Consider the following 25504-nt stretch of genomic DNA (forward strand, 5'->3'; position numbering starts at 1 on the left):
TTACTTAAGTTAACTTGCTATTCTACCTGAAAAATAAAAGAAGAACTTTTTTCGTTTCCGCCCTTATCAAAGGCGGTGATTATAAGCTCTATTTTTCCTGAAGGCAAATTTATTTTTCCTAAATGTATTCTGCCGTCCTTTTGATATAAAAGAGATAGAGACGTTTTTTTGTTTTTAAAATAAAGGGATTTTCCGTCGGAACTTAAAACTTCAAATGGAAGGTCGGCGATATTCATTCCATTGATAGAAACCGTAATTCTAAAAGGGGCTAGGACGGGGCCGTCTTTTTCTATAAAATCAAAGACCGAAGAATAAAGATCATATGATCCTTGCTTTATTTTTTTTATAGTTTCCAAATTTATTTGCTGATTATCGGAACTTACTAAAACAGTATTTTGAATTTGAGGCGGTATTTTTTCTTCAATTTCAGGCATAAATAAAAGAGGATTTATTAAAACATCATTGCGGACATCCACAACCTGAAAAATTAAGGAGTTTTCTTCCGTCCATGCCGAATTTCCGGTATGCCCGATTATTGAACCCGATTCGGTTTGTTCTCGTGAAGTAAAAACATTTGTATCGGTAAGATTTCCGTAAATAGTTTGGAGTCCTTCATCATCTATAAAGATAAGAGCATTTCCCAAGGTACTGGGAAAAAAGCGGGTACTGTTTTTTTCTTCAATACTTATTAAATGTTTACCGTAGCCTGAAGCTCTAACAATGTCCGTATCTGCAAATACTGCGGATTGAGAAAAGGCCTTACCATCACCGTCTCTTTGCCCGAATAAGCGTAAAAGGGAAGGAATTTCGACAGGCCACTCAAAGGCGTAAGAATTAAAAAACAGAACAAAAAATAAAAATTTATATATATTTTTTTTCATTTAAAGCCCCCTTATTTCAAATGCAGCAATCTTATCATCCGTGCCTATATAAATTTTATTTTCTTTTTGAATTAAAAAAGCATTTTTAGAATTGAACTTCGTTTTTCCCATCATAAAATTAGGCGGATCGATTAAAAGAAGGGAACATTCGTTTTCTTTTTGAACCAACACTGTAAGAAGGTTTCTTTCACTTTGAATTCCCATGCCTATTATAAAACCGTCTTCTTTGATAATAGAAAGTTTCAAACTTTTGCAATCTATTATACCTATACCGTCAGCAGACTCAAAGACTGCAAAAGAGCCGGACTCATCAAATGAAGCAAAGGTCTGTCTTCTCAAATCCCGTTCAAAATAATAATGAAATACTATTTTATGCTGATGGTCAAGCACATTTATAAGCACCACCCTTTGTTTATTAAGGCCGCATAGGCACAAAACCTGTTTTCCGTCTTCAGAGATTGCAGCCCCCATTACGGCTTGATAGGTACTGCCCCCCGGGTAAAAGCTAAAAAGAGTGTTTCCGTCAGAATCGAGACATACTAAAAGCCCATCCGAATGGCCTATCACACAGCCTGCCTTAGATGACTGAAAAGCCGTAATAGGAGAAGTATGCGTATAAGTCCAAAGTTCTTTTCCGGTCTTATCATATTGAGAAAGAGAAGAACCTTCGGGTTTAAACAAAAAAATTCTATCCTTATCAAGGTAAACATAACCAGGCTCATCAATTCTCAAAAAAGGCTTTTGAATATCGAATTCGTCCGGTTTATAAATATCGGTAAAAAGAGGCTTTTGGGGATACTTTGTCCAAGCATAAAAAGAAGCACTAAATCTTGATTCAGCCGTTTCGGCCCGTAAAATTTCGCCGTCTTCGGCAAAATATCCGAACGAGTTCCCCAAAGAAAAAGCAATCGGAGTCTTTCCGGCAAATTTTTGTTTAAGCTCATCTGAAGATGCACCTGCCTCTCTGGAATAAATTTCGTCGTTTTGAACTTGAGGTATGGGAGATGCCCACTCAGGCATAAGATAGACATTTTCCTTCATCGGAACCGCAGCGGCAAAAATATATATAACAAGAAGAATGATTACAGCAATAAAAATAAATTTATTTTTCCTTTAAATAACATGAAAAATATGATATACTACTTTTATGGAAATTTCAAGTCAGTTAGAAAATTTATTCAAAACAGCCCTTGAGGCTGCAAAAAAGGCCTATGCCCCCTACTCCAATTTTCATGTGGGTGCGGCTATTTTGTTGGAAGACGGTTCTATTGTAACGGGTGTAAACATCGAAAACCGCTCATACGGCCTTACAAACTGTGCAGAGCGGACTGCAATCTTTAAAGCCGTTTCTGAAGGAAAAATGGATTTTAAGGCCATCGCCATTGCAACGCCGGATGCGGACTACCCTGTAAGCCCCTGCGGAGCCTGCAGGCAGGTTATTTCGGAATTTATGGGCGGAGATATACCGGTAATCTTCGGTTCTTCGCTCGATAATGTAGTGCTGACGGACGTTAAAGGAATTTATCCCTTTGACGCCCTGCATGAATTAAAAAATGACCCGTAGACGATTCGAACGTCCGACCTGCTGCTTAGGAGGCAGCCGCTCTATCCAACTGAGCTAACGGATCAACAGGAAAGAATTATACTCAAAAAGCCCTAAAAGTTCAATACGGCGGTTTAAAAATAATTATATTTTTTAATCGGTAATGTGTAATTTGTAATTAAGTAGGCGATTACCCATTACACATTAAACCGAATTACCAACTAGAATTAAATCTCAACCCCGGGCCAGCTTCCATTCATCTTATACATCTTCCACTTCTTGTTATTTTTAGCATTATCAAAGGCATCCTTTAAGTCTTGCGGAGCGGTAAAGTCCGTGTGATTGCCTTCGCTAACGCCGGTTTCTTCGGTGTAAAGATAACACTTCGCATCATCGCTATCCGCCCGCACCGGCAAATCGTCAAAGAGCTTTTTAAATGCGTCTGCATTAAGTTTATTGCTGTAGCACCACAGCCCTTGCAAAGCGGTTAAGCCCTGCACGTCAAGAGCGGTGAGCTGATTTCTGTCACAGTACAGCTCTTGCAAAGCGGTTAAGCCCTGCACGTTAAGTTCGGTTAGCCGATTTACGCCGCACCACAGCGCTCGCAAAGCGGTTAAGCCCTGCACATTAAGTTCGGTAAGCTGATTGTTGTAGCACCACAGCCCTTGCAAAGCGGTTAAGCCCTGCACCTTAAGCTCGGTGAGTTGATTGCCGTAGCACTTCAGCGTTTGCAAAGCGGTTAAGCCCTGCACGTTAAGGGCGGTCAGCTGATTGCGGTAGCAGAGCAGCTCTTGCAAAGCGGTACAGCCTTGTACGTTAAGCGTGGTAAGCTGATTTTCGTAGCAGATCAGCCCTTGCAAAGCGTTTAAGCCCTGCACGTTAAGGACGGTCAGCTGATTGTCGTCGCAGTACAGCCATTGCAAAGCGGTTAAGCCCTGCACGTTAAGGGCGGTCAGCTGATTTTCCCAGCAGCTCAGATATTTCAAAGCGGTTAAGCCCTGCACGTTAAGAGCGGTCAGCCGGTTGCTGCCGCAGTGCAGCCTTTTCAAAGCGGTTAAGCCCTGTACATTAAGTTCAGTAAGCTGATTGCCCCAGCAGGACAGCCCTTGCAAGGCGGTTAAGCCCTGTACGTTAAGCTCGGTGAGTTTATTCCAGTCGCAGTCCAGCTCTTGCAAAGCGGTTAAGCCCTGCACGTTAAGGGCGGTGAGCCGGTTGCTGCTGCAGATCAGCTCTTTGATTTTGCCTTTAAGGATAACGACAGTGCCTTTTGCGTGCAGCACGGTTTTGGCACCGCTTGGGAGTGTTGTCTCGGTACAGCCTTCAACTGTAACGGGGGTACTATCGGCGGTTGTTGCCTTAACTGTAATGTCAAGTTTATCGTGACTTAAGATGAGCGAAGCGCCGCCTTCGATAAAGGGGCATGCGGTTTTTCAGGGGCTGCCGGTACGGTTTTTCCCTTTTCCTCTTCAACCAACATCTTCTTTAAAAACGGGTTTTCACAAGACATAACCGATACTAAAAGTACCGCCAAAAATAAAACTAAAATCTTACCTTTATGTTTTTTCATATTCTAAAACCTCCGCTTATTCCGGCAGCCCAGATTACGGGGTAGCCGCCTCTTATATATGGTTCGATAAAAAAGTTTTTTACTGCAAAGCGGTAACCGAATGTTCCTTCTCCCAAACCGAATACAAATGGTTTTGCGGCCTTTCCGTTCCAGCCTAAGGAAACGCCTCCTTCCGCCTGAACAAAAAAGCCCGAATCGCAGGTTTTAAACTTTGCAAAATCATAGAAGTTCCAGCGGAATAAAAGAGCCGTATCAAGAAGTCCGTATCTTTTAAATCCCGTCGAATACAAGAGCTTTACACCGGCTGAAAACCTGCCGGCCTTTACCCAATCAGGCAGTACAAACATTCCGTAAAGACCTGCACCCAAGGCATAGCCTTTCGGTACATTCATATTCCCTTCCGCCGAAATACCCAAAGACCAATGAAAGCCGTCTTTTTCTCTCTTAGGTTCATCCTCAACCTCTTGGGCAAAAAGAACGGAAGCTCCCATAATCCACAAAAACACCGGCACACAGAGTACTGTTTTTACATAATTTTTCTTCACATCATTCTCCCGATAAGTAATTTTTAATTGGTAATTTGTAATGTGTAATTTTCTTAAATTACCAATTATCCATTACCAATTAACTAATTGCTTCCACTTCTTCTTTACTGAGACCAGTCATCGGTATACCGTTGAGCGATGAGCAATTTCGATGACGGTAATAATCAGCTTATCGTCACGGATGCGGCACAAAATGCGGTAGTCTCCGACGCGGTATCGCCATAGACCTGAAAGATTTGAAGTAAGTGCTTTACCGCGGGAACGAGGATTATCAAGTAAGGCAATTTCACTCATATATTTTTTGATTCGGCTTTGTATCGGCTTATTAAGCCGTGAAAATTGTTTGCTCGCTGCCGGAGCATATTCTACTTTCATTTTAAGTTATAGTCCAAGTTCTTTATACAGAACGTCGGCAGGTATTGCAGCTTCCCCACTTTTTTCAAAGTCATTCCATGCTTTTTCGGCAAGCAGAGCATCTTCGGCATCTTCCTGCAATTCGGCAAGATAGCGGCTTAGGGCATTTTCCAAGACGGTATCTTTAGCCGCTCCGGTAATTTTTGCCGCCCGTTCCAATGCTTGATACACTTTATTTGTCATAGTCATTGTATACATAACAAGCCTCCTTAACTCTATTATACCATATCTTCAGTAGTTTTAAAAGAGTAGTTTCTTTTAATTTAACCGCAAGGGACGCTAAGAGCGCAAAGGAATTTGATGGCGATTTGATAACACATTCTTTAATTTTCCCTTGGCGTTCCTTGCGGCCAGCGGTTTCTTTTAATTTAACCGCAAAGGACACTAAGAGCGCAAAGGAATTTAAGGGGAGCTTTGTTTGAAGTATTGTTTACTTTCCTCTTTGCGAACTTTGCGGCCTTAGCGGTTTTTTTAATTTAACCGCTTTTACCTCTTGGGCAAAAAGAAGGGAAGCTCCCATAATCCACAAAAACACCGGCACACAGAGTGCTGTTTTTACATAATTTTTCTTCATACATCAATTCTCCATTATCAATTATTAATTACACTTTATTAATTATACATTAAACCAAATTCCCCATTGCATTACTCCTTCCATTTTATTTTAATCGTAACGTCGGTGTCGCCGTCGTCGTGCCGGTATTGTTCCGTAAATTCCACTTCATCGCCTTCAGTTATCAATTTATAACCATTTAGTCCTTGGTTTCCGTTCTCATGACCATTAGCTACATACCCCCAGTGCCATGCATCATTATTGTACTGATACGACAGCTTTGCCTTGGTCGTACCGATATGATCATCAGGACCGTTGTCTTCTTCGTAAATTTCGATATTTACCGGTATCTTTTTATCTTCAGGGAAGAAACTGAATGACTCGGTAAAGCTTTTATTGATGGTATATGACTGTCCGTTTTTGAGGTCACATGTGTTGTACTCATCAAATTGATTATCTACCATAACCCCGTTAACTTCCATCGTCCAGTAATATTCGGCCGTGGGTCCGATATCTTTTTCTTCTACGCATTTTAGTTTCACAAAGGTAACCGTCAGTGTTGCCGGTACAAACTTTATAACGCCGTCTTTCTTGTTATACCGCCAGTATTTATTGCCGTCTTGAGGTGTTACCTTAAAGTTCGCTTTTTCGGCGTTGCTGCCCGTCGCAAGAACTCTGCCGTCGGTATAGTTGCTCGGCGTTATCCGTGCGGCAGGTGTGTTTGTCAATGCTTTGGTTACGGTAATGGTTTTGCCGCTTTCCAAATAGACGTCGTTGTTTGTATCCACTTTTGCATTGCCTTTCATCTCGAATGTGCCGGCTACGTATACGCCGCTGCCTGTTTCGGAGACCTTGCCGTTTTTAATCGTTATGTCTTCAAGGATAAGGGTTTTGCCGCTTTCCACATTGAAGACGCGCGACTTGCCGTTTGCGTTCAAAACGGCGGAAGAACTGCCCTTTATGGTGAGGTTCCTGCCGAGCTTAATTTCGCCCGCATTGTCTCCGCCGGTCGCTGTTATTTCCCCGTTGATAACGATGGTGTGAGAGCCTTCTGTCTTTGCCGCTTCTTCTTTAAGCCTTTTCCACGCATCGGGGCCGCCGCCCGTAAGGTTGAATGTACCCGGTTTAAACTTAACCGTTACGGTTGTAGGGGCGGTTACGTTGTAAAGCGTTGCGGTAGTCGATGAGGAGCTTACGCCTGTCCAGCTGTCAAACTCCCAGCCTTCATCGGGTGTTGCGGTAAAGGATATGTTTTCGCCGTATTCGACTTGTTTGCTGCCGTTTACTACCTCAGAACCTGAATCGGCTTTTATCTTTCCGTGTCCGCCCGCTACGCTGTAAGATATGTTATATTTTTGGCGTTTTACGGTAAATGTTACGGTGTTTTGTGTACCGTCTTGAGCTTTTACCGTGATTGTAAAACTCCTTCCCGTACCTACGGGTATACTTACGCTTCCTTGAGGACTTACGCTTGCCGTTGCTCCTGTGCTGGCAGTATCAAAGGTAAAATCCTTTACTTCTGCCGTATCGGAAGCGACCGTGTATTCACTATCAAAAGGAGCGTTTTTAGTTTTTCCGTTAAGCTTAAAGCTCTTTAAGTTTGCAACGTTGTTTTTTGATCGGGTTATACTTACCGGTTTTGACCACGCAAGGTAATTGCCCGGACTTGCCGCAACGTTTATGGTAATGTTTTGACTCGTTCCCTCCGTTAAGTTAAGCGGCAATTGCGGTGTTACGGTAAACGGAATACCCGGATGTCCGCTAAACGTAAGAATTATATTGTTTTGCTCCACTTTAGTTACGGTATAAGGCAGTATAACGGAGCCGCTTTTAGCGTCGTTTCCGTGTATTTCAAGCGTATCCAGGGTTAGGGCATTAAGCTGTACAAATTGTACGGTTACAGTTGTATTTGCCTTTACGATAAGCGAAGCGGTCGAGTTTCCACTTGTTACTGTAAAGTCTGTCGAAGGTATACAAGTCCAGTTTCCAACCTTGTATTGGGTTGGATCTGTGGGCGTTGCAGTAAAGGTTACCTGCGCCCCATGCGGTACATCGGTAAACGTTACCGCGGGGTCGCCATCCTGAGCTGTTTTGGTTTGACCGTCGTATACGCCCTCCAATTTTCCCTCTCCTTCGGTTACGCTGAATGTTACGGTGTACTTCGCCGCCGTCCACTTTGCATAGAGCGTCATATTGCCGGTTACCGTGTTGGTGTCAAAATTCCATTGGGTTGAATACGAGGTATCCGTATACCAGCCGCCGAAGATATAACCCAGTCTTTCAGGATCCGGTGACGGCTTTGTTACATTATCACCCTTTAGTATATATTGAGTATCGGGCGTGTAATTTCCGCCTTTTGCATCAAATTTAACTTCAAATTTCTCTTTTAGCTCTGCGGTAACGCTGTCCGAAACAACGCCTTCTTTGTCGCTCAAGGTTATGGTGTACGATGTTTGCTGGTTTCCGCTTTGCACCGCTACACCGGTGTTAAAATACAATACCCACGCTCCGGACGGTAAGTCTGGGGAAGATGAGGTTAATTTTTCTACATTCCCATGCTCGAAAAACGAGTCTCCAGCAGGTTTTTGAAAGTCTGAGTTATCCTCTTTGTATAAAAGAGTGTAAGAGGAATCGTTTATTGTGATCTTTTCAATATCCTTGTGTACCGGTACGGTGCCGGAGTTTATCGTTACCGGCTTTTCCATTTCAGTGGAATTGAATTTAAGGCAGAGCACATAACGAGAGTCTGCTTCTTTTGTTTTTGCAATTATGATTTCGGGTTTAGGCGGCGGGGTGTTCGATTTTATGCCGAAAGTATAGGTTTGCTTAAATACCCTGCCGTCTTTAGCTTTTAGGGTGATAATCGGGTTTAAGACGGCTGAACCTTGTTCGTATTTTTGTAAAAAGGCTTGTTTATATGTAAGCTTCAGCCTGCCGGAATCGGTTTGCTCCAGTTCATAGTGGGTTCCTACCGCAGGCTGTTCGGAAAGTTCTTTAAATTCGACAATGCCCGCAGGTGCCGAAGAAATCGGCATAACGAGCGGAAAGTTTTTCGGGTTATGCACTGTAAGCGTAATATCTACGGGCGCCGAAGAGCCGACACACGGAACACCTGCTCCGTCCGGCCTATGTGCCGAATCGATGCTGTGGTCTTTGATAAAGGCTTCGCTCGCCCAATAGCTTAAAAAATCCTCCGGATCTTTCAGAAATTGCTCGCAGGCTGTAAAAAGTACAATTACGGCAACTGCCGCTGTTAAAAGCTTTAAAAGTCTTTTCATCATGATAGCATAATATACTACGGTTTTAATATTTTATCCATTAAAAACAAGCTCATATTGCTAAAAAGAACCAAGGTTACCGAAAAAGAACTTTGGTTACTCGCTGAAAAATGTACATCCTTGTACATTTTTCAGCTTCGAGTGTTTTTGCTTGCGCAAAAAACTCGTAAGGCGTGGAACCAGCGGCATCCGTGCCGCTGAAGAATTGGACATCCGTGTTTTTCCCGCCATGGATGGCGGGTGGTTTAAGCATACGATGTTTTAGGCAAAAAGCCTAAAACTCGTGATTAAAAAATATACAGGAGGTATATTTTTTAATCGAGCTTCGAGTTTTGCCTTGCGGCAAAACATCGCGAGAATGGAACAACTTGAAATTTACGGCATTGTTGTGTTTTTCTACGTTGCAAATGTCCTATTTTTTGTGTATAATATAACTGATGATAACGGAAGAAATCAAACAAATAACGGAAAAAATAAAAGAAGCTCTCGACCCCGCACGCATTTATCTTTTCGGCTCCTATGCACGCAACGAAGAAACCGAAACGAGCGACTACGATTTTTATGTGGTTGTAGACGAAAAAAGCGGTAATCCGATTTTACTTTCTCAAAAAGCATATCGGGCTATTCGTAACTGCAGAACAACCCCTTGCGATGTAATTGTAAACGATGTATTAAACTTTGATGAGCGCATAAAAAGACCCACACTGGAAAAAACGGTTTCAACCGAAGGAATATTAATATATGAAAAATGACCTTGAGCATGATGTCGATGAATGGCTCCGGTTTGTTGAAATGGATATGAGTACCGCCTATCATCTTTTTAAAATGATGCACCCCAAACCATTGGAAATAATTTGTTTTCACTGTCAGCAAGCTGCCTAAAAAGCTATTAAAGCATTGTTTATTTTAAAGAAAATTGAAGTTATTAAAATACATGACTTAATTAGTCTCCTTAAAAAAATAGAACCTTTTTTTTCAGTTCCTCTTTCCGTTAAAAATGCAAGCGATGATTTGACCCCATTTGACGCGACTTTCCGCTATCCGCAATATCCCGATATTGACGAAGATATTACCCGAAAAGCTCTCTCCGATATGGATATTGTTGTAGACTGGTGCAAAGAGCAAATTAAAACCTGCAGAAGTTAAAATTCGTATACCCGCTTATGAATGTACATCATTGTACATTTCTCTCCTCATCATTTTTTTGGATCCATCGGTTCCGGCAGGGGATTTTAAAATTGCAGTGCAATACGCTAATATCGGGATGTACGTAAGCATAAGCACAGGCTGTGTGACTTTTCCACTGACCGTAAAGTTAATGAGTAATTGATAATTTAATTACAAATTGCCCATTACAAATTACCTATTGATTGGCTACTTGTATTTTATACCGTCTTTTTTTATACTCTTTTCGTTATGAAAGAATTTTTTACCGTTAGCCGTATTATGTATGCATCCGCTTTTTTTGTGTTGTGTGTTGCAATTCTGCTGAATATTACAGCTCAAGTTCCGCTTGCTGGGTTTATTCCGGTTGTACGGTGGATTGATGTTGCCGTTAATGCGGTTGCCGCCGGTTTGTGTGTCTTTTTGTTTATAAAACCGGATTGCAAAATGATTTCGTATCTGTTATTTTTTATTGAAGGCGGGATTACCGCTCAGATGGGTTTTGTAGGTATCGGCACCCTCCTTTTTACCTCAGGCTGCATTATGGTTTTTGTAAACGGAGATTTTAAAACCCGCTATAAAGAAAAGATTGCGGCACTCTGTTTGTACTGGGTACTCATTACGGCAGGCCTTTATTTTTCGTTTAATATAAAAATGGCGGTATTCGAAATTGCGCTTACTCTTTTTCACTTCGGACTTCTGCTCTGTCTTTATAAAAAACTGGAATCAAAGCTCTCCTTTCTTTTGCCTGTTGCAGAAGTTGTTACTCCTGAAATTCCGCTTCCTGCTAAAGGTTCGGCCTTGCATTTGTCGGACCACGGCATTTCGGAGAGGCAAAAGTTTTTTATTCAAGGCACGGTTACCGGCGGGAAAACATACGAAGAGCTCGCTGAAGAATATCACGTAAGCACCTCGGTTGTAAAAAAAGATATGGCGGCGGCATGCCGTCTTTTCGGTGTAACAAACAAAGAAGATTTGAGGATTTTGCTGCTGCAATATAAAATCGAATAGAGGATACCTTAATTCCTTATGGACGCCTTTATAGGCACCCGTAAGGGTGCCTATAAAGGCGCAATTCTTTTTATATTGCAGCTCAAACCGGAGTAAGTCAGGCCTCCCGAACCGGCACTTGGCGTTCGCATTTAACGTTTCTTTATTTTATCTTAAACCGTCGGCTTTTTTCAGCCATTCATAAAAGTCAAGCCCTGAAACCTCTCCATCCGGAGCAAAGAGGCGGCCGTCGATTAGGGGAATCACATCCTCTTCTACAGTGCCTATGATTGAATCAAAGTAAACCCCGTCTATGGCTACATCCTGTATCGGGCTTGGTTTTCCGCTATAGACATATTGGCGGCTGTATTGAGTGAGTGCCTCATTGTCATTCCATATAAGGAGGTGCCACAAAAAAAGAGCGGCATCCTTTCTTGTTGCCTGTCCCTTTGAAAGATTGGCCGAATCGGCATACCAGCCCGCGGCCTTTAACCTGTCTGCAAGCATTGCAGGCCGCCAAAAGGCAGTTCCCGTAATTGAATCGAGGGCATGGGTATTATCCTGAGTAAGGGTCGTCATATCTATTAAGCTTATCCTATTTTGGGTTAAAATCTGAGCAGTGGACTTTTTTAGATCGGAATCAACCTTATAAAACTTTTTGCAATACTCCCTCTTTTCACCGTAAAGAAGGCTGTATTCTTCGTTTAAAAAATCCAAGGAAGCATCAAAGGCAACCAAAGCTCCAGTATAATCTTCCAAACGGTAATAGACAAAGCCCAGCTCCGATTGCAGCCTGTAGGCACGCGGGTCTAGTTTAATCATCGAAATCAAATAATCTCTTTGGTCTTCAAGCCTGTCGAGTAACCTCGCTTTAATCAGATGCACATATTCTTCATGAGGATTATAGCTTTCGGCAGTTTTAAGTATTTTTTTTGCAGAAACCTTGTCCCTGTTCAGTAAAAAGTAATCGGCATAGAGGGCATATACCAAGGCAAGATAGGATCTATCAGATGAAGGAGAAGCTAAAAGAGCATTTAAATCCTTTTTTATCTGTTCAATCTTTTCCTGATTGTTTTCCCTGTACTGCCTGACTATGTCAATTTCAATATTTTCTACATTCTGAATATTATCTTGAGATAATGTAGTAGAATAAATAGAATCTTTTTGCATTGTAGAACAAGATACAAAAACCATCAAAACACAAAGCAGCAAAAGCAAAAATTTATTTTTCATTTTGAAACTCCCGTATAAGAATGAATGCGGTTATCTATTCCGCAAGTTATTAATTCGGGTTTTCCGTTTCCGTCCACATCGATTAGATAAGGGATTCCCGTTCCTGCAACCGGAAAACCGTTTAATGGAGAAAGGTTGGCATTATAAGCATATATGGAGTTTCCTCCTCCCGAAACAAGCACATCATCATAGCCGTCCGCATCAAGATCAATTAGGGTAATAAGGTAATCGGACGCATTTTTTTGCTTTAAAGGAATTTTGTCTATTATGTTGCACTCGGTATCTATCTTATATAAAAAGCCGTTATCCGTAATCAAAAAAAACATTTTTAAGTTTTCGGAATAAACGGGTTGAGTTTTACAGGAGCTATTAAGGTCTATGGAATAAACCGCCTCCTCTTTTCCCCGTATAAGTGCAGGCTGAAGAGAAAACAAACCCTTTTCCGTCAACACGGCTTCGTATGTATTATTTTTATATAAAATAGGCTGAACGGCCGAGATACCGTCAAGCTCTTTGGGATAACCGGAAACGATTTTTCCCTTATCATCAAAAATATACATAAAGCTGTCAAAGGAACGGGGAATAGCCGTAATAAAATCTCCATATACTAAAGGAGAATTCCGCAAGCGCGTATTCATTTCGTCCGAATAATAAAAGGTAGCCGAGCTGTCTACATATAAAAGAACGGGTTTATTGGCAATCGGAATAACTATCTTGTCCTGTATAATCGCCGGAGAAGAGCTTAATTTTTCTCCGGTTAAAATCGGAAAACCTGAGGCGGCGTTCAGATTATAATCGGTTTTATAGACGCTTCCGCGGGCAGATACGGCCCAAACGGAATTTACAACACCCTTTTTAATATCAAGATTTAAATAAGCCTTATCATCAAGTTTAATCGACTTTAATTGCTTATCCGCTAAATTTAGAGCATATAGATTAGATCCGCTTACCCAATAAGCAAAGGGCACATTGTTTGTTCCCTTTCCGCAATAGAGGTACGAGTTCAACTTTGAATTAAATTCGAATGGAAAGGCGGAAAGTTCTCCCAAAGCATGGGCTTCGGTTTTTTGGGCATAAACTTCAAATTTAACGGTTTTTTCTTTTTCAAACCGTATTGAAATTAGCCCCCGCCCGAAACCTTTTAAGACGGATTGTAAAACCTGATTTGTTCTTAAAAATGAAGGAACTTGATTTTCCAAATTATAATAAACAAAAACGGATGTTTCGGGAGAAATAGACCTTGTTATGTTTTTCCAGTTTTCGGTTTTTACAAGTAAGTCTCCTCTTTTTACATCATTTAATGTAGAAGCAAGGGCTTCCGCACTCTGCGAAAGATAAAGGTACCCTCCTTCAATAACATAAAAAGGAGTGGGGAGCTCAACCTTAAAGGCCCGTAAAAGTCCCGTTAAAATATCGGGAAATTCTATACGCGGTATTCTTATGCCGTCGACAAGGGCAGAAATATTTCTATTTATAAAAAATGAGGTATAGATCAATTCAAAGGTTTGCCTGCATAGTTTTTCATCTTTTAAAGAAACAAAAAAGATAGGAACATCGGATTGCTTTACTTCAAAAACACCTATCTCTTCTCCCATCCACGAAAAGAGCAAGTCCTCAATGCCCTTATTAAAAATAAATTTAGAAGCCTTATTTGCCGACTCGTAGGCTTTCAATATAGATGAACCTAAAACATCATTTCCGTTTTGGAATAAAAATTGAGGATCACCCATATTTATCAAACTTATATAGTCGGTTGATTTTGGAAGCCTGTTCAATATACCCGGAATAAAGGCCTGCCTTTGAAGAATCGTATTTAAGCCCTCGGATTCGGTTTCCCACTTACAAAGCCCCGAAAGACTTATATCTTTATAATCCAAGCTAAGATTTATTTTAGCGTCTTCAGGAAATTTAAGGGCACGCACAACATTATTGCTTATCGAATCGTCTTTAGGCGTGTCTTTGGTAAAATAATTTACATCGCTTAATATGCTTAAAGAGCCGCCCTTCTTTTCTTTGATAAATTTACGCAAGGTTTTAATGTGTTCATCTTCATTCTTTTTAGATAGGGCCGAAAAAAATAAATTCTTTGATGTAGAGGCAATTACGGAATCTTTGTAATTTAAAAAATATACAGCTTGACCTCCGCCCAAATCATACTGCCAAAAACTTATGCCGTTTTCTTCAATCGGCTTAAGCTCTTTTAAATCAGACAACAAATCAGGGTAAAATTTTAAGATAATGGGAGAAAGCCGCGTTACGGCAGATCGGAAGCCCAGTTTAGCAAAAATTAAAAAATTATTTTCAGGATAGGCGGCTATGTCTAAGCTGATGTTTGATGCAGAGCCGAACCACCATGAAGATAAGAGAGGAGAAGCTCTAAGGGAACGTAAGGCACCTTGAAGCTGAGCTGTTTCAGGTGAGTTTAAAACGGAATCGACTGTCCGCATTGAAAGAGTTTTTTGTAGAAGCTCTCCTGCAGAATCTATGTTTACATAGGCATAATGTCCTTCAGGTATGTACTCTATCGGATTTATGCCGTCAATTGCGGAATAAATAAGAAAACCTGCAACGGGTAAAACCAATACAAGTAAAATAACTAAAAGAGTCATTCCGATTTTAAAAAAAATGCCGTGCTTTTTTTTGACTTTTACTTCTTTTTTTTCGGGTGTTTTATTTTCTTCCGCTACAGTTTGATTATCGCTTTCTAAAGAGGCGGTTTCATCTTCTTTTTGATCTAATATTGTTTCCGGATTATCGCTCATCTAAATTCTCCAAATTTAATTGTGTTCAACATTTTATATTTGATATTATAGAACTAAAGGAGCAAAAAATCAAGCATGAGAATAATAAAAAACGGCTCATTCTCAGGATGAGCCGTTTATACAAGAACCTAAAACTTAAGTTTAAAACTTAAGCTTTTCTTGAGTAGTATTCAACGACGTTCTGTATATTTCCTACGGGCTGAATATCTGTAGGAACGGGCAAAATATTTACCGTAGCAGAAAGTTTTTCATCATCAATCGTGAGCCAAGAGCCTCTCGCATTTTGAGAAGTGCTCATATTATGACGGATAAGGTTTTGAATACCTTTTTTATTTTTTGTTGTGATAACATCGTTTACGCTTACGCACATCGAGGGAATGTTTACGGGCTTTCCGTTAATAAAAAAATAAGCATGCGTGACCATTTGTCTGGCCTGTGCACGGCTGATAGCAAAGCCCATTCGATAAATCGTATTATCCAAACGCTGTTCCATCAAGGAAATCATATTATCACCGGTAACACCGGGCATTCGGCTTGCTTTTTTATATAAATTCGTAAACTGACGTTCCGAAATTCCATAAGCAAATCTGAATTTTTGTTTTTCCTTTAATTGTTCTCCATAAACAGAAGTCTTGCCCCGTTTTCTTGCGCCGCGTTCTTTTCCGGGACTGTTCGGCTTACGATCCAAAAGTTTGTCATATTTTGGGTTACCGTAAATATTAACGCCGAGCCGTCTAACTGTTTTTCCTTTAGGCTGTCTAGTCGCCATTCGTCACCTCTTATAAGAATAAAATAGATTTTTAAGCCTATCAAAATCAGACTGTTTTGTCAAGTAATTAAAAATTATGGAAATAAAACAGTAAAATAGGCGGCAAATCTATGCGCCCGACACGATTCGAACGTGCGACCTGCGGATTCGAAGTCCGATGCTCTATCCAGCTGAGCTACAGGCGCAAAATAAACGGAGCCTTGTAAGTCCCGCATAGGGTGGGTAGTGGGATTTGAACCCACGACAACCAGAACCACAATCTGGCGCTCTACCCCTGAACTATACCCACCAATTGAGAGCTCATTATGCTAAAAAACTGAAAAAATGTCAAGGTCTTTTTTTACAAAATTAGACAAAGTTCAATTTTGAGCCTTGAAGACTTAAAAAAAATAGTGTATAATTCTACTTAATAAATCAAAAGGAGATTTTTATGTCAAATTTAAAAGCAATTGATCTTTTTGAAGCCTACGCTCAAAACAAACTTCCAATGGATCAAGGATACATCGTTTCATCTTTTTTTAAGGAAGATTCGGCCTACAGTGTTTATGAGGTAATTTCATATTCAACAGTAAAAGACATTTATATGACCGGCGACGGCTTAACATTCCAAACAAACGGAAAAAAACTTTTCCTCTTGGTAGAGCCCGCAAACTTCCCTCACAAGGCAACGGAACCGGTATTTAGAGATAAGAACTTTCAAGTACCATTGAGATTTAAGGAATCCAATATTTATACTGCAAAGAATCAGTCTACCATTATCTACAGTAAAAAACCTCAGGACGCTATTTCGGCTTTTACGGTAGTAAAACCTGTAGGAATTAACTTTGCATTCCTTTTTTATCCTCTTCCCGACACATTTAAATCGATCGAACTTTTCTTTGAAAAAACATTAAATCAGGAAGCGGTTATCCCTGTAAGCGATGCAAAAAAAGTAGCAAAGGACTTTGCTGCCCTTTGCGAAAAAGTGCTGACTTGGCCTAAAGAATAATCAACATTTCAAGAGGTACCTATGATTAAGGACATCTTAGGTACCTTTTTATTCTATTGTGTATTCGATAAAGCCTTCAGCTTTTCGGCTTATAATTTCGCCTATTCCGGCCCTGACGGTTCTTATATTTTTGTAATTTATATCGGGCATATTTTGCCCCATCAGGGCGTTATGACACAAAGCAATATCAAGCCCTGAATCCGTAAAATCGTTTTCAAAATTTTCAAAATATTTTACAACATCACCGGCAAAAACAACTTCAATTTCGGCAGTGTCGCCCATTTCTTCACAATATCTTTTATAATTAGTTATCTTGTGCTTTAACTTGTCTATTAACTTAAACTTTTCAATCCTAAACAAAACCTTATAATGCATAATTCCTTCCTTGTTTATAAATCTTCAGCCGGTGGTATAGACGGCTCAGGCGGGGCTCTCCGCTTTGCATTCTGCTTTTCGATCTCGGCATCCAGGTCTTTAATATCGGATCTAATCAAAAATGGAGAGCCCATGGCAAAGACATTTCCGTCATCCATTATATAAAGAGGTAAATTTTCTAAAACAGAAAATTGTGCCTTAGGATAGGTATCGGGAGAAGCATGAGTTCCGGGGCCTGCTCCGCTAGGCATAAAACTTAAAGATAGGCCTTGGGTATTTTCAGCACTTGCATTCGAAAAAGTTGTGTATTTTCCCTTTTCATAATTGCGTAAAATACTGCCTGTATTAGTAACGCATGAATAAACAAGGCTGCCTCTTTTTAAAAGACGGGGAAATTCACAGCTAATTCCGTCATTCATCTGCACAATCACCTTTTTATCATTATACTCAAGGTCATCCAGCCAGTACCGGAATCTGATATAATCGTCTCCGCTAAAAAAGTAAGCATCTATTGAAGCGGGAGCTTCATTAGGATAAAGAAGGATACCGTCAGGACTGCCCTGCTCTATCCAAAAACCGTCCAAGAGGTTCCTTTTGCCGGCGAGGAAATTTGCAGAATTTTCATCTTTTGGTTCTAAAAGATTATCCGAGCTTTCTTTTTTTATCTCATAAGGAATTTTTTTATAAAATGAAGTAAAAAATAGTTTTTTCTATACATACGGGAAAAACAACGGCTTTTTTAACATAAGGGTAGCTTATTCTTAAATAAAATTGAGTTTTAGAATCTTCGACAGCTTCTATAGAGGAAGAAAAATTCCCCATTTTTTCGTACACAAAGCGGTAATAAGGCTTTAAAACAACTCTCATATTAAGAGAATCTTTTTCAATGTCTCGTGAAAATTCTATAAACCGCCCCCCGTTCTCCCAGATTCCCTCAATATCAAGAGCATTTTCGGGGAAGGCAGTTCCGGTATTTTCTTGGCCAAAAAGACTAAGGGCCGGCCCAAAAAGGGTAAAGGCCGGCCAAAAAAGATTGAGGGCTGGCCCAAAAATATTGAAAGCTGGCCCAAAAAGGTTAAGGGCTATAAAAAGACTCAATATAAGGCCGAATTGCCGAAAAAAGCGTTTTTTCATAGGCTCCTCCCTGATTAAAAAAACTTAATAAGGTTCACCGTCAGCCTTAGGGGCTGCCGAATTTTTACTGAAAAGAACAAGGGCTATCAAGGTTACCATATAAGGGAAAATTTTAAGCCAAACCGGAGGAATAATACTCAAGGAAGGGATAACCTGAGAGACATTTGCAACAGTACGGGCAAAACCGAAAAAGAAAGTTGCGCCCAAGATGCCTAAGGGCTTCCACTGACCGAAGATTAAAGCTGCAAGGGCTAAAAAGCCCAGACCGTCAACACTCCCGTTAAATTCACCCGAATAGGTTACAAGAATAACGGCCCCGCCCAAACCGGCCAAAGCCCCGCTCGCACATACGGCAAAATAGCGCATCTTATGAACATTTACACCGGCACTGGCCACGGCCGAAGGATGCTCTCCGCAGGCTCTGAGTCTAAGGCCGAATGAGGTCTTGTAAAGTAAAAACCAAGAAAAAACCAAAATAGCCAAAATAAGCCATGTACTCCAATAACTTTGGGAAAAGAATAGAGGACCTAAAACAGGAATATTTGCCAAGCCCGGGATATCTTTTCTTATTATGCCGTTTACACGGACATTTCCCGAACCTAGAATGGCTCTTGCAGTATAGACCGTCAAGGCTGCAGCCAGCATATTTATAGCAGTACCGCTTATAATCTGATCAGCCTTTAATGTAATTGAGGCAAAGGCATGTAAAAGAGAAGATAAGATTCCCATGATTACGGCAGCTAAAAGGCCTATGGGTATAAGAAGCCCTGAGGGTATCAAGCCTTCTAAAAGATGTATGGTAATAGCTGCAGCAAAGCTGCCTACAAGCATGAGGCCTTCAAGCCCTAAATTTACTACACCGCTCCTTTCACTATAAAGACCGCCTAAAGAAGTAACTAAAAGCGGAATTGTATATGCTATAACATAGGGAAATATAGAAGTTAAAGTATACCACATAGTTAATTCGCCTCCTTGACGGTTTTTTCCTTATTTTTTTGGATTTTAGACCAAAATTTCTTTAGCAATAAACTTGTAGCCGTAAAATATATAATAACGGCAATGATAGTATCGGCTATTTCGGGCGGTACATTTGTGTTGGCACTCATAAAGCCCTTTCCTACATGGAGAACGCCGAAAAATATGGAACTTAAAGCAACACCGATGGAATTTCCGGCACCTAAAAGAGCTACAGCTATTCCGTCAAAACCTTGCGAGGGTAAAACACCTATCTGCATGTTAAGGGAATAACCGGCATAATAGGTTAAACCGGCAAGACCTGAAAGAGCTCCGGCAATCATCATCGAAAAGATAATATTTCTGTTTACTTTGATGCCTGCATATTCCGCCCCACTTTTATTATATCCTGCAGCTTTTAATTCAAAACCCAGAGTCGTTTTATCCAATATTATTTTTACAAGAATAATCCCTAAAACACCTAAAAATATGCCGTAATTTATATACTCGCTTCCGAAGAGATTACTCAGCCACTCGGCCCTCAATGTGTGCTCTACTGCAATGGAGCGGCTTTCGGTTTCGATAAATTCGGTCTTTAGATAACCTTGAACCGAATAATAAACTATCCAATAGGCTATCCAGTTCATCATTATGGTAGAAACAACCTCATGTACATTGAATACGGCTTTTAAAAGCCCCGGCAAAGCAGCCCAAAGAGCTCCTCCAATCATGGCGGCTATTATTAAAACAAGCAATAAAACGGGACGAGGAAGTGAACTGTTTAAGGCTATAAAGGTAGCACAAAGGCCTCCAATGAGCATCTGCCCTGAAGCCCCTATATTAAAAAGACCTGTTTTAAAAGCAAAGCTGACCGAAAGCCCTACAAACAAGAGAATCGTGGCCGTTGCAAGGGTGTTTCCTATACGTTCTATATTCATTAGACCGCCCCGGAAAAGGTAGGAAAAAGCCGAAAAAGGATTTGTTCCTAAAACAGCTATAAAAACGGCTCCTGCAATAAGGCCGAGTAAAACAGCGGAAAAACTTATAATAAAATTGTTTTCGGCTATATTAAAGTCTTTAAATTGTATTTTAAGCTTACTCATTCTTTCCTCCCATACCTGCCATCATAAGCCCTACTTCTTCGGCGGTGGTTTGTTCGGGGCGTACGATTCCGCTTAAAGAGCCCCTGTGCATGACGGCTATTCTGTCTGAAAGATTAAATATTTCATCAAGTTCAAAGGAAATTAAAAGAACCGCTCTCCCGTTATCTCTGTGCTTTACAAGTTCCTTGTGGATAGATTCTATGGCACCGACGTCAAGTCCTCTCGTAGGGTTTACCGCTATTAAAAGATGGGGATCAAGGGTAATTTCTCTTCCTAAAATCGCCTTCTGCTGGTTACCTCCGCTTAAATCTCCTGCCTTGGATTCTATACCGTAACCTGAGCGGACATCAAAGGCTTCGCTGATTTTTTGGGCAAAGTTTTTGATTTTTTCCTTGTTTAAAAACCCGTGCTTTTGGAAGTTTTTTGTGTAATAGGATTTTATAACCATATTTTCCGCTATGGAGTATTGTAAAACAAGGCCGTGTTTTTGTCTGTCTTCGGGAACATGTCCTAAGCCCTTTTCAGCTCTCTCCCTTACGGAAAGGTTTGTAATATCTTTTCCTGCCAAAATTATACTGCCTGACTCGGACGGCATTAGCCCTGAAAGCGCATAAACAAGTTCGCTTTGACCGTTTCCGTCTACACCGGCTATGCCTACAATTTCCCCTGCCCTGACCTCAAGGGAAAAGTCTCTTACGGCAGGCAATCTTTTTTCTTTTAATACGTTTAAGCCCTTAATTTCAAGAATAGGTTCCCCCGGATTTGAAAGCCCTTTTGGAACCTTAAAATCTACAGGCCTACCCACCATTTTGGAGGCAAGTTCATTTTTGGTAGTAGAAGCTACATCAACCACATCTATGAGTTTTCCCCGCCTTATGACCGTACACTTGTCGGCTACATCCAAAATTTCCTGCAATTTATGGGTAATAAGAATTATAGCCTTACCTTCTGCGGCAAGGTTACGCATAATCTGCATAAGTTCGCTTATTTCTTGAGGGGTTAAAACTGCCGTGGGCTCATCAAAGATGAGAATGTCGGCATTCCTATAAAGCATTTTTAATATTTCAACCCTTTGCTGCATACCTACGGTGATATTACTTATAATAGCATCAGGTTCAATAAAAAGACCGTATTTATCGCTTAATTCTTTTATGCGCTTTTCGGCTTCTTTTTTGTTTAGGATAAAACCGCCTTCTTTACCCAAAATGATATTTTCAGTTACGGTAAAATTATGGATGAGCTTAAAATGCTGATGCACCATTCCTATCCCCAGATCGTTTGCATCGTTAGGGCTGTTTATTTTTACCTTGTTTCCCTTTACATAGATTTCTCCTTTATCGGCATGATAAAGGCCGAAAAGGATACTCATCAGAGTAGATTTTCCCGCTCCGTTTTCTCCCAAAATTGCGTGTATCTCTCCCTTTTTAACGCATAGGCTTATATCATCGTTTGCAACAATTCCGGGAAATTCCTTGCGGATATTTCTCATTTCAATCACATAATCACTCTGGGGCAATTTGAACTCCTCAAAAAATAAGAAACTGCCCATCTTTTTAATTTTAAAGATGGGCTTTAGTTTTTGGGCATCTTCTAAAAAACTGAAGTTTTTAGAGGTTCCCTTTTATTTAAATAAATCACCTTGAACTGCACTTACTACAATCTCTCCGTTCTTTATTTTTTGATAAATCTCATTTACTTTTTGCTGTACATCATCAGAAAGGTTTGGATTTTTCAACGGAATTCCTACACCGTTTTCTTTTACAGAGAACAATAATGAGCGTCCGCCCGTGAAAGTTCCGTTCAATTCTTCCTTAATCATGTCGTATGAAGCTTTATCAAGATATTTCATAGCAGATGTAAGAATTACAGAAGAGCCGTCTCCTATTATTCCTTCTGCATATTGATCAACATCTACACCTACAACCCAAACTTTTTTTCCTGCCTGAGTTCTGGTTTTAGCTTCGTTTATAACACCTACGCCTACACCGCCTGCTGCAGCATGGATTACTGTAACACCCTTATCATACATAGAAGCGGCAAGCTGCTGGCCTGCAGCAATATCTGAAAAGCTGCCCTGATAGATGAAGTTTTCAGGGTAGATTTCAATTTTAGTACCTAGGTTTTCGTTGGCATATTTAATACCTTGCTGCCATCCCCAGTTAAATTTTTGTACTGCAGGGATTTCCATACCGCCGATAAAACCGAAATTTCCGGTCTTTTGCTGTAAAGCAGCGGCAACACCTGCCAAGAAACCGGCTTCATTTTCTAAAAAGCTGATACCTATTGTATTAGGTCCGTTTTGGGCATCATATGCATCGGCAGGATGAGCATTTCCGTCGATTATGATGAACTTGGCATCCTTGTACTTGGACTGGGCCTTAAATACAGCCGTCTCAAATTTAAATCCGGGACAAATAATAAATTTATATCCTGAATCGTAGAGGTTTGAGATTTCTTTGATGTAGTCGGCTTCGGTTGTTCCGACAGGTTTTAAATATTTAACCTTTACACCAAGATCTTTTTCGGCTTTTTTAATACCTTCCCAAGTTCCTTGGTTAAAGGATTTATCGTCTATAGTTCCGGCATCCGTAACCATACCGACCATCAAAGCCTTTTTGCCTTCTTCCTTGGTGCAAGAAATCAGCACACCGGCAATTAGAAGACAACCGATAAAAATCTTAAAAATATTTTTCATAGAAACTCCTTTTTGTATGCTAAACTGTCTGAAAATTAAGAATAAGCTTCTTAACTGACAGACTGTTAACCGACAAAGTACTTTGATTATACACTGTTTTTAAATTTATGTCAAATTTTAAAACAGCCTTTCAATAGTTTATCTACAGTCCGAAATATAACCTGTTAATAAAAGAAGAGTGTTCTCAAGCCCTTGCTTGTGGATTCTCTCATAGCCGTGGGAGGCTGCAACTCCGGTGCCGATTAAAGCATGGCGGTAATCATAGCCTGCACTCAGGGCAGCTGAGGCATCCGAGCCGTAAAAGGGATAAACATCGACTGCAAAGTTTAATTCCATCTCCTTGGCTATTTTTATAAGCTCGCTTGTAAACTCATAGTTGTAGGGCCCGGAAGAATCCTTTGCACAAATTGAAACTGCATATTCATCGGTATCAAGATCGCTTCCTACAACGCCCATATCGACTGCAAGCATATCGCTTATACCTTCGGGGTGTCCTGCAGAAGCTCCGTGGCCTATTTCTTCATAATTGGTAAACATAATGTAGGTCTTACGTTTTAATTTTAATTCTCCCTTTGCAACCTGCTCTGCAAGGTAGATGAACATCCCGCAGCTCGCCTTGTCGTCCAAGTGGCGGCTTTTTAAAAAACCGTTCCCTGCCTTTCGGGCAAGGGATTCTATGGCGACGACATCGCCTGCCATGATGCCGAGCTTTTCGACATCTTCACGGGACTTTACAATCTCATCGAGCACGAGCTCCATGTTTGAATCATCTCTTTTTAGCTCGTTTATTTCGCGCGAAGCGTGAACGGCAGGTTCCGTAAGCCGCATGGTTCCCTCATATTTTTTCCCCTCTCTTGTAATGACAGTTACATTGGACTGTTCCACATAATTGTATGGGAAGCCCCCGTCAAGGCTGGTGCGCAGACGGCCTGAAGATTTAATATGGCGAACAAAAAGGCCTAGGGTATCAATGTGGGCTGAAAGCAAAAGAGCCTTATCTCCTTTTTTGCCGCTATTAGGTTCGGCATTTTTATCAAGTTCGCAGACAACGGCTCCCTTGTTTGTAAGCCAAGGCTTGAAGCCGAGCCCCGACAGCCTTTTCATAACATAATCGGCGGCCTCGCAGGTGTAGCCTGTGGGACTTGGTATATTGCAGATAGTGATAATCTCGTCCATAACCTTTTCGGCTGCATTCGAAATCGAGGTTTTAAGTTCGTTAATCTTATTTTTTTCCATTGATAAAGCTCCTTTAAAGCATGTTTTAATTAAGACTTATAGAATATTATAGATGGGCCAATATGTCAAGAAGAGGAAGTTCAAAAATTATCAGGTAAATACCGGGTATTCACCTGGTGAATATTAGATTTTTATTCCATCATGTTAAAAAATCAAGCTCATTGAAACTTTTACAAAATAATGATAAGATAAACTCTCATAGAGGTAGATATGAATATAGCAATCATTTACGGCGGAAAGTCAAGCGAGCATGAGGTTTCCCTACAGTCGGCATCATCGATTATAAGGACAATAGATAAAAAACACAAACTTCACCTAATCGGTATTTCTAAAAACGGAGCATGGTATTTACATGGAGATGAAGAAAGAGAGCGAATTATAAAAAACGAAAAGGCCGTTTTAAAAATAAAAAAAGATGAGGCAAAGAGAGTAACAGTCATTCCCGGAGGCGGCACAAAAAAAAGTTTAAAAGCAGGAGACGACTTTTTACCGACTGATGCGGTCTTTGCCGTTTTACACGGAAGATTCGGAGAAGACGGCACAATTCAAGGTCTCTTTGAAATGGCCGACCTCCCCTATGTAGGGGGCGATGTAATGTCCACAAGCATATCGATGGATAAGGAAAAGACCAAAATGATTTGGGATTATTCGGGCCTTCCCATTGTACCCTATATAGCAATCAAAAGGCAGGACTGGGATGACCCTGAAAAGAAAAAAGCAATCTTAGCAAAGGCCGAAAAGGACTTGGAATATCCCCTTTTTGTAAAACCGTGCAGAGCAGGAAGCTCGGTCGGTGCCGGAATGGTAAAAAACAGAACCGAACTTTTAGAGCAGGCAGAAGAATCTTTTTTATGGGATAATAAAATTTTAATTGAAGCATGTATTGAAGCCAGAGAGATAGAATGCTCGGTTACGGGAAACACCAAAACAGTAGCCTACATTCCGGGAGAAATAATTCCGACCCATAAATTTTATGACTATGAAGCAAAATACACCGATCCGAACGGCGCCGAATTAAAGATTCCGGCCGATTTAAATGAGACCCAAAGAAAGACAATTAGAGAAACTGCAATTAAGGCCTATGAGGCATTAGATCTATCAGGTCTTTCCCGCGTTGATTTTTTTATCGACAAAAAAACCGGTAAGATATACTTAAATGAAGTAAACACCATTCCGGGTTTTACCTCAATTTCAATGTTTCCTAAAATGTGCGGAGCTTCAGGACTTCCATACGGTGAACTGATCATGCACCTAATAGAGCTTGCAATAGATAGATTTAAGGCAGACAGAAAACTCAAAACCTGCCGCCAATCTTAACTA

23 protein-coding genes, 3 tRNA genes and 2 pseudogenes are annotated in these 25504 nt (G+C 40.6%); 7 read left to right on the forward strand and 21 right to left on the reverse strand.

What is annotated here, in order from left to right; all coding sequences use genetic code 11:
* Positions 1 to 17: 17 nt before the first annotated feature.
* The gene (locus tag JO40_RS12385) at positions 18 to 881 is read right to left on the reverse strand and encodes a M23 family metallopeptidase (protein ID WP_044979576.1); all 864 of its coding nucleotides are present in this window, start codon (positions 879 to 881) and stop codon (positions 18 to 20) included.
* Entirely contained in the window at positions 882 to 1922 is a 1041-nt protein-coding gene (locus JO40_RS12390; protein WP_245608914.1) for a hypothetical protein, read from the reverse strand. It lies immediately after the preceding gene.
* A 106-nt stretch (positions 1923 to 2028) separates the two neighbouring features.
* Between JO40_RS12390 and JO40_RS13250 the strand changes: the two genes are divergently transcribed.
* Complete coding sequence (locus tag JO40_RS13250; protein ID WP_084224551.1) at positions 2029 to 2445, forward strand: cytidine deaminase; 417 nt, start codon at positions 2029 to 2031, stop codon at positions 2443 to 2445.
* Here the strand turns inward: JO40_RS13250 and JO40_RS12395 are convergent.
* The 7 genes and pseudogenes from JO40_RS12395 to JO40_RS12430 form a co-directional block, all read right to left on the reverse strand.
* Positions 2436 to 2509 (reverse strand) — tRNA-Arg (locus tag JO40_RS12395). The two genes, JO40_RS13250 and JO40_RS12395, sit on opposite strands and share 10 nt — an antisense overlap.
* A gap of 142 nt (positions 2510 to 2651) precedes the next feature.
* Positions 2652 to 3991, reverse strand: a pseudogene (locus tag JO40_RS12400) (leucine-rich repeat domain-containing protein).
* Complete coding sequence (locus tag JO40_RS12410; protein ID WP_084224552.1) at positions 3988 to 4536, reverse strand: hypothetical protein; 549 nt, start codon at positions 4534 to 4536, stop codon at positions 3988 to 3990. The pseudogene JO40_RS12400 and the gene JO40_RS12410 overlap by 4 nt, the downstream one beginning before the upstream one ends.
* 117 nt (positions 4537 to 4653) lie before the next feature.
* On the reverse strand, positions 4654 to 4911 hold the full coding sequence (locus JO40_RS12415) for a type II toxin-antitoxin system RelE family toxin (RefSeq protein ID WP_002688831.1): 258 nt from the start codon (positions 4909 to 4911) through the stop codon (positions 4654 to 4656).
* 6 nt (positions 4912 to 4917) lie between these two features.
* Positions 4918 to 5148, reverse strand: coding sequence for a hypothetical protein (locus tag JO40_RS12420; RefSeq protein ID WP_002688827.1), 231 nt, complete (start codon positions 5146 to 5148; stop codon positions 4918 to 4920).
* A 232-nt stretch (positions 5149 to 5380) separates the two neighbouring features.
* Entirely contained in the window at positions 5381 to 5524 is a 144-nt protein-coding gene (locus JO40_RS13925; protein ID WP_158506582.1) for a hypothetical protein, read from the reverse strand.
* 71 nt (positions 5525 to 5595) lie between these two features.
* Complete coding sequence (locus JO40_RS12430; protein WP_044979869.1) at positions 5596 to 8781, reverse strand: InlB B-repeat-containing protein; 3186 nt, start codon at positions 8779 to 8781, stop codon at positions 5596 to 5598.
* Between the two features lie 437 nt (positions 8782 to 9218).
* Here JO40_RS12430 and JO40_RS13255 point away from each other — a divergent pair, with 437 nt between their 5' ends.
* The 4 genes from JO40_RS13255 to JO40_RS12445 all read left to right on the forward strand — a co-directional run bounded on the left by JO40_RS13255 (position 9219) and on the right by JO40_RS12445 (position 10956).
* Positions 9219 to 9533, forward strand: coding sequence for a nucleotidyltransferase family protein (locus JO40_RS13255; RefSeq protein WP_002669761.1), 315 nt, complete (start codon positions 9219 to 9221; stop codon positions 9531 to 9533).
* Entirely contained in the window at positions 9523 to 9663 is a 141-nt protein-coding gene (locus tag JO40_RS14120) for a HEPN domain-containing protein (protein ID WP_170225373.1), read from the forward strand. The genes JO40_RS13255 and JO40_RS14120 overlap by 11 nt, the downstream gene beginning before the upstream one ends.
* Before the next feature lie 6 nt (positions 9664 to 9669).
* Positions 9670 to 9927, forward strand: a complete 258-nt coding sequence (locus tag JO40_RS13775; RefSeq protein ID WP_338065270.1) for a HEPN domain-containing protein — start codon at positions 9670 to 9672, stop codon at positions 9925 to 9927.
* A gap of 270 nt (positions 9928 to 10197) precedes the next feature.
* Positions 10198 to 10956, forward strand: coding sequence for a hypothetical protein (locus JO40_RS12445; RefSeq protein ID WP_044979580.1), 759 nt, complete (start codon positions 10198 to 10200; stop codon positions 10954 to 10956).
* A 147-nt stretch (positions 10957 to 11103) separates the two neighbouring features.
* Here the strand turns inward: JO40_RS12445 and JO40_RS12450 are convergent, their stop codons facing one another.
* The 5 genes from JO40_RS12450 to JO40_RS12470 all read right to left on the reverse strand — a co-directional run bounded on the left by JO40_RS12450 (position 11104) and on the right by JO40_RS12470 (position 15988).
* Positions 11104 to 12168 (reverse strand): hypothetical protein, encoded by a 1065-nt coding sequence (locus JO40_RS12450; RefSeq protein ID WP_044979581.1) that lies wholly within the window; start codon positions 12166 to 12168, stop codon positions 11104 to 11106.
* Positions 12165 to 14930, reverse strand: a complete 2766-nt coding sequence (locus JO40_RS12455) for a hypothetical protein (RefSeq protein WP_044979582.1) — start codon at positions 14928 to 14930, stop codon at positions 12165 to 12167. Before JO40_RS12455 ends, JO40_RS12450 begins: the two co-directional genes overlap by 4 nt.
* Before the next feature lie 148 nt (positions 14931 to 15078).
* Entirely contained in the window at positions 15079 to 15699 is a 621-nt protein-coding gene (gene rpsD / locus JO40_RS12460) for a 30S ribosomal protein S4 (protein ID WP_044979583.1), read from the reverse strand.
* 111 nt (positions 15700 to 15810) lie between these two features.
* A tRNA-Arg gene (locus JO40_RS12465) sits at positions 15811 to 15884 on the reverse strand.
* 32 nt (positions 15885 to 15916) lie between these two features.
* Positions 15917 to 15988 (reverse strand) — tRNA-His (locus JO40_RS12470).
* A gap of 141 nt (positions 15989 to 16129) precedes the next feature.
* On the opposite strand from JO40_RS12470, the gene JO40_RS12475 reads away from it, so the two are divergent.
* A complete protein-coding gene (locus JO40_RS12475; RefSeq protein WP_044979584.1) occupies positions 16130 to 16687 on the forward strand; it encodes a hypothetical protein in 558 nt (185 codons plus the stop codon).
* 48 nt (positions 16688 to 16735) lie between these two features.
* Here the strand turns inward: JO40_RS12475 and JO40_RS12480 are convergent, their stop codons facing one another.
* The 7 genes and pseudogenes from JO40_RS12480 to JO40_RS12510 all read right to left on the reverse strand — a co-directional run bounded on the left by JO40_RS12480 (position 16736) and on the right by JO40_RS12510 (position 24184).
* Positions 16736 to 17062 carry a DsrE family protein gene (locus JO40_RS12480; protein WP_044979585.1) on the reverse strand — a complete coding sequence of 109 codons (327 nt, stop codon included), beginning with the start codon at positions 17060 to 17062 and terminating at the stop codon, positions 16736 to 16738.
* A 14-nt stretch (positions 17063 to 17076) separates the two neighbouring features.
* A pseudogene (locus JO40_RS15275) lies at positions 17077 to 18196 on the reverse strand (hypothetical protein).
* A gap of 24 nt (positions 18197 to 18220) precedes the next feature.
* Positions 18221 to 19153 (reverse strand): ABC transporter permease, encoded by a 933-nt coding sequence (locus JO40_RS12490; RefSeq protein WP_044979586.1) that lies wholly within the window; start codon positions 19151 to 19153, stop codon positions 18221 to 18223.
* 2 nt (positions 19154 to 19155) lie between these two features.
* Positions 19156 to 20253: an ABC transporter permease gene (locus JO40_RS12495; RefSeq protein ID WP_044979587.1), complete on the reverse strand. Its 1098-nt coding sequence runs from the start codon at positions 20251 to 20253 to the stop codon at positions 19156 to 19158.
* On the reverse strand, positions 20246 to 21769 hold the full coding sequence (locus JO40_RS12500; RefSeq protein ID WP_144242292.1) for an ABC transporter ATP-binding protein: 1524 nt from the start codon (positions 21767 to 21769) through the stop codon (positions 20246 to 20248). Before JO40_RS12500 ends, JO40_RS12495 begins: the two co-directional genes overlap by 8 nt.
* A gap of 105 nt (positions 21770 to 21874) precedes the next feature.
* Positions 21875 to 22948, reverse strand: a complete 1074-nt coding sequence (locus tag JO40_RS12505; protein ID WP_044979589.1) for a BMP family lipoprotein — start codon at positions 22946 to 22948, stop codon at positions 21875 to 21877.
* Positions 22949 to 23086: 138 nt separating this feature from the next.
* Positions 23087 to 24184, reverse strand: coding sequence for a M42 family metallopeptidase (locus tag JO40_RS12510; RefSeq protein WP_084224553.1), 1098 nt, complete (start codon positions 24182 to 24184; stop codon positions 23087 to 23089).
* 210 nt (positions 24185 to 24394) lie between these two features.
* On the opposite strand from JO40_RS12510, the gene JO40_RS12515 reads away from it, so the two are divergent.
* The gene (locus JO40_RS12515) at positions 24395 to 25501 is read left to right on the forward strand and encodes a D-alanine--D-alanine ligase family protein (protein ID WP_044979590.1); all 1107 of its coding nucleotides are present in this window, start codon (positions 24395 to 24397) and stop codon (positions 25499 to 25501) included.
* The last annotated feature ends 3 nt before the right edge of the window (positions 25502 to 25504 follow it).

The organism is Treponema putidum (assembly GCF_000755145.1).
GTDB classification, from domain to species: domain Bacteria; phylum Spirochaetota; class Spirochaetia; order Treponematales; family Treponemataceae; genus Treponema_B; species Treponema_B putidum.

Coding starts and splice junctions, on each gene's coding strand:
- JO40_RS12385 (WP_044979576.1), bottom strand. CDS start 881: ATGAAAAAAAATATATATAAATTTTTATTTTTTGTTCTGTTTTTTAAT.
- JO40_RS12390 (WP_245608914.1), bottom strand. CDS start 1,922: ATGAAGGAAAATGTCTATCTTATGCCTGAGTGGGCATCTCCCATACCT.
- JO40_RS13250 (WP_084224551.1), top strand. CDS start 2,029: ATGGAAATTTCAAGTCAGTTAGAAAATTTATTCAAAACAGCCCTTGAG.
- JO40_RS12415 (WP_002688831.1), bottom strand. CDS start 4,911: ATGAAAGTAGAATATGCTCCGGCAGCGAGCAAACAATTTTCACGGCTT.
- JO40_RS12420 (WP_002688827.1), bottom strand. CDS start 5,148: ATGTATACAATGACTATGACAAATAAAGTGTATCAAGCATTGGAACGG.
- JO40_RS13925 (WP_158506582.1), bottom strand. CDS start 5,524: ATGAAGAAAAATTATGTAAAAACAGCACTCTGTGTGCCGGTGTTTTTG.
- JO40_RS12430 (WP_044979869.1), bottom strand. CDS start 8,781: ATGAAAAGACTTTTAAAGCTTTTAACAGCGGCAGTTGCCGTAATTGTA.
- JO40_RS13255 (WP_002669761.1), top strand. CDS start 9,219: ATGATAACGGAAGAAATCAAACAAATAACGGAAAAAATAAAAGAAGCT.
- JO40_RS14120 (WP_170225373.1), top strand. CDS start 9,523: ATGAAAAATGACCTTGAGCATGATGTCGATGAATGGCTCCGGTTTGTT.
- JO40_RS12445 (WP_044979580.1), top strand. CDS start 10,198: ATGAAAGAATTTTTTACCGTTAGCCGTATTATGTATGCATCCGCTTTT.
- JO40_RS12450 (WP_044979581.1), bottom strand. CDS start 12,168: ATGAAAAATAAATTTTTGCTTTTGCTGCTTTGTGTTTTGATGGTTTTT.
- JO40_RS12455 (WP_044979582.1), bottom strand. CDS start 14,930: ATGAGCGATAATCCGGAAACAATATTAGATCAAAAAGAAGATGAAACC.
- rpsD (WP_044979583.1), bottom strand. CDS start 15,699: ATGGCGACTAGACAGCCTAAAGGAAAAACAGTTAGACGGCTCGGCGTT.
- JO40_RS12475 (WP_044979584.1), top strand. CDS start 16,130: ATGTCAAATTTAAAAGCAATTGATCTTTTTGAAGCCTACGCTCAAAAC.
- JO40_RS12480 (WP_044979585.1), bottom strand. CDS start 17,062: ATGCATTATAAGGTTTTGTTTAGGATTGAAAAGTTTAAGTTAATAGAC.
- JO40_RS12490 (WP_044979586.1), bottom strand. CDS start 19,153: ATGTGGTATACTTTAACTTCTATATTTCCCTATGTTATAGCATATACA.
- JO40_RS12495 (WP_044979587.1), bottom strand. CDS start 20,253: ATGAGTAAGCTTAAAATACAATTTAAAGACTTTAATATAGCCGAAAAC.
- JO40_RS12505 (WP_044979589.1), bottom strand. CDS start 22,948: ATGAAAAATATTTTTAAGATTTTTATCGGTTGTCTTCTAATTGCCGGT.
- JO40_RS12510 (WP_084224553.1), bottom strand. CDS start 24,184: ATGGAAAAAAATAAGATTAACGAACTTAAAACCTCGATTTCGAATGCA.
- JO40_RS12515 (WP_044979590.1), top strand. CDS start 24,395: ATGAATATAGCAATCATTTACGGCGGAAAGTCAAGCGAGCATGAGGTT.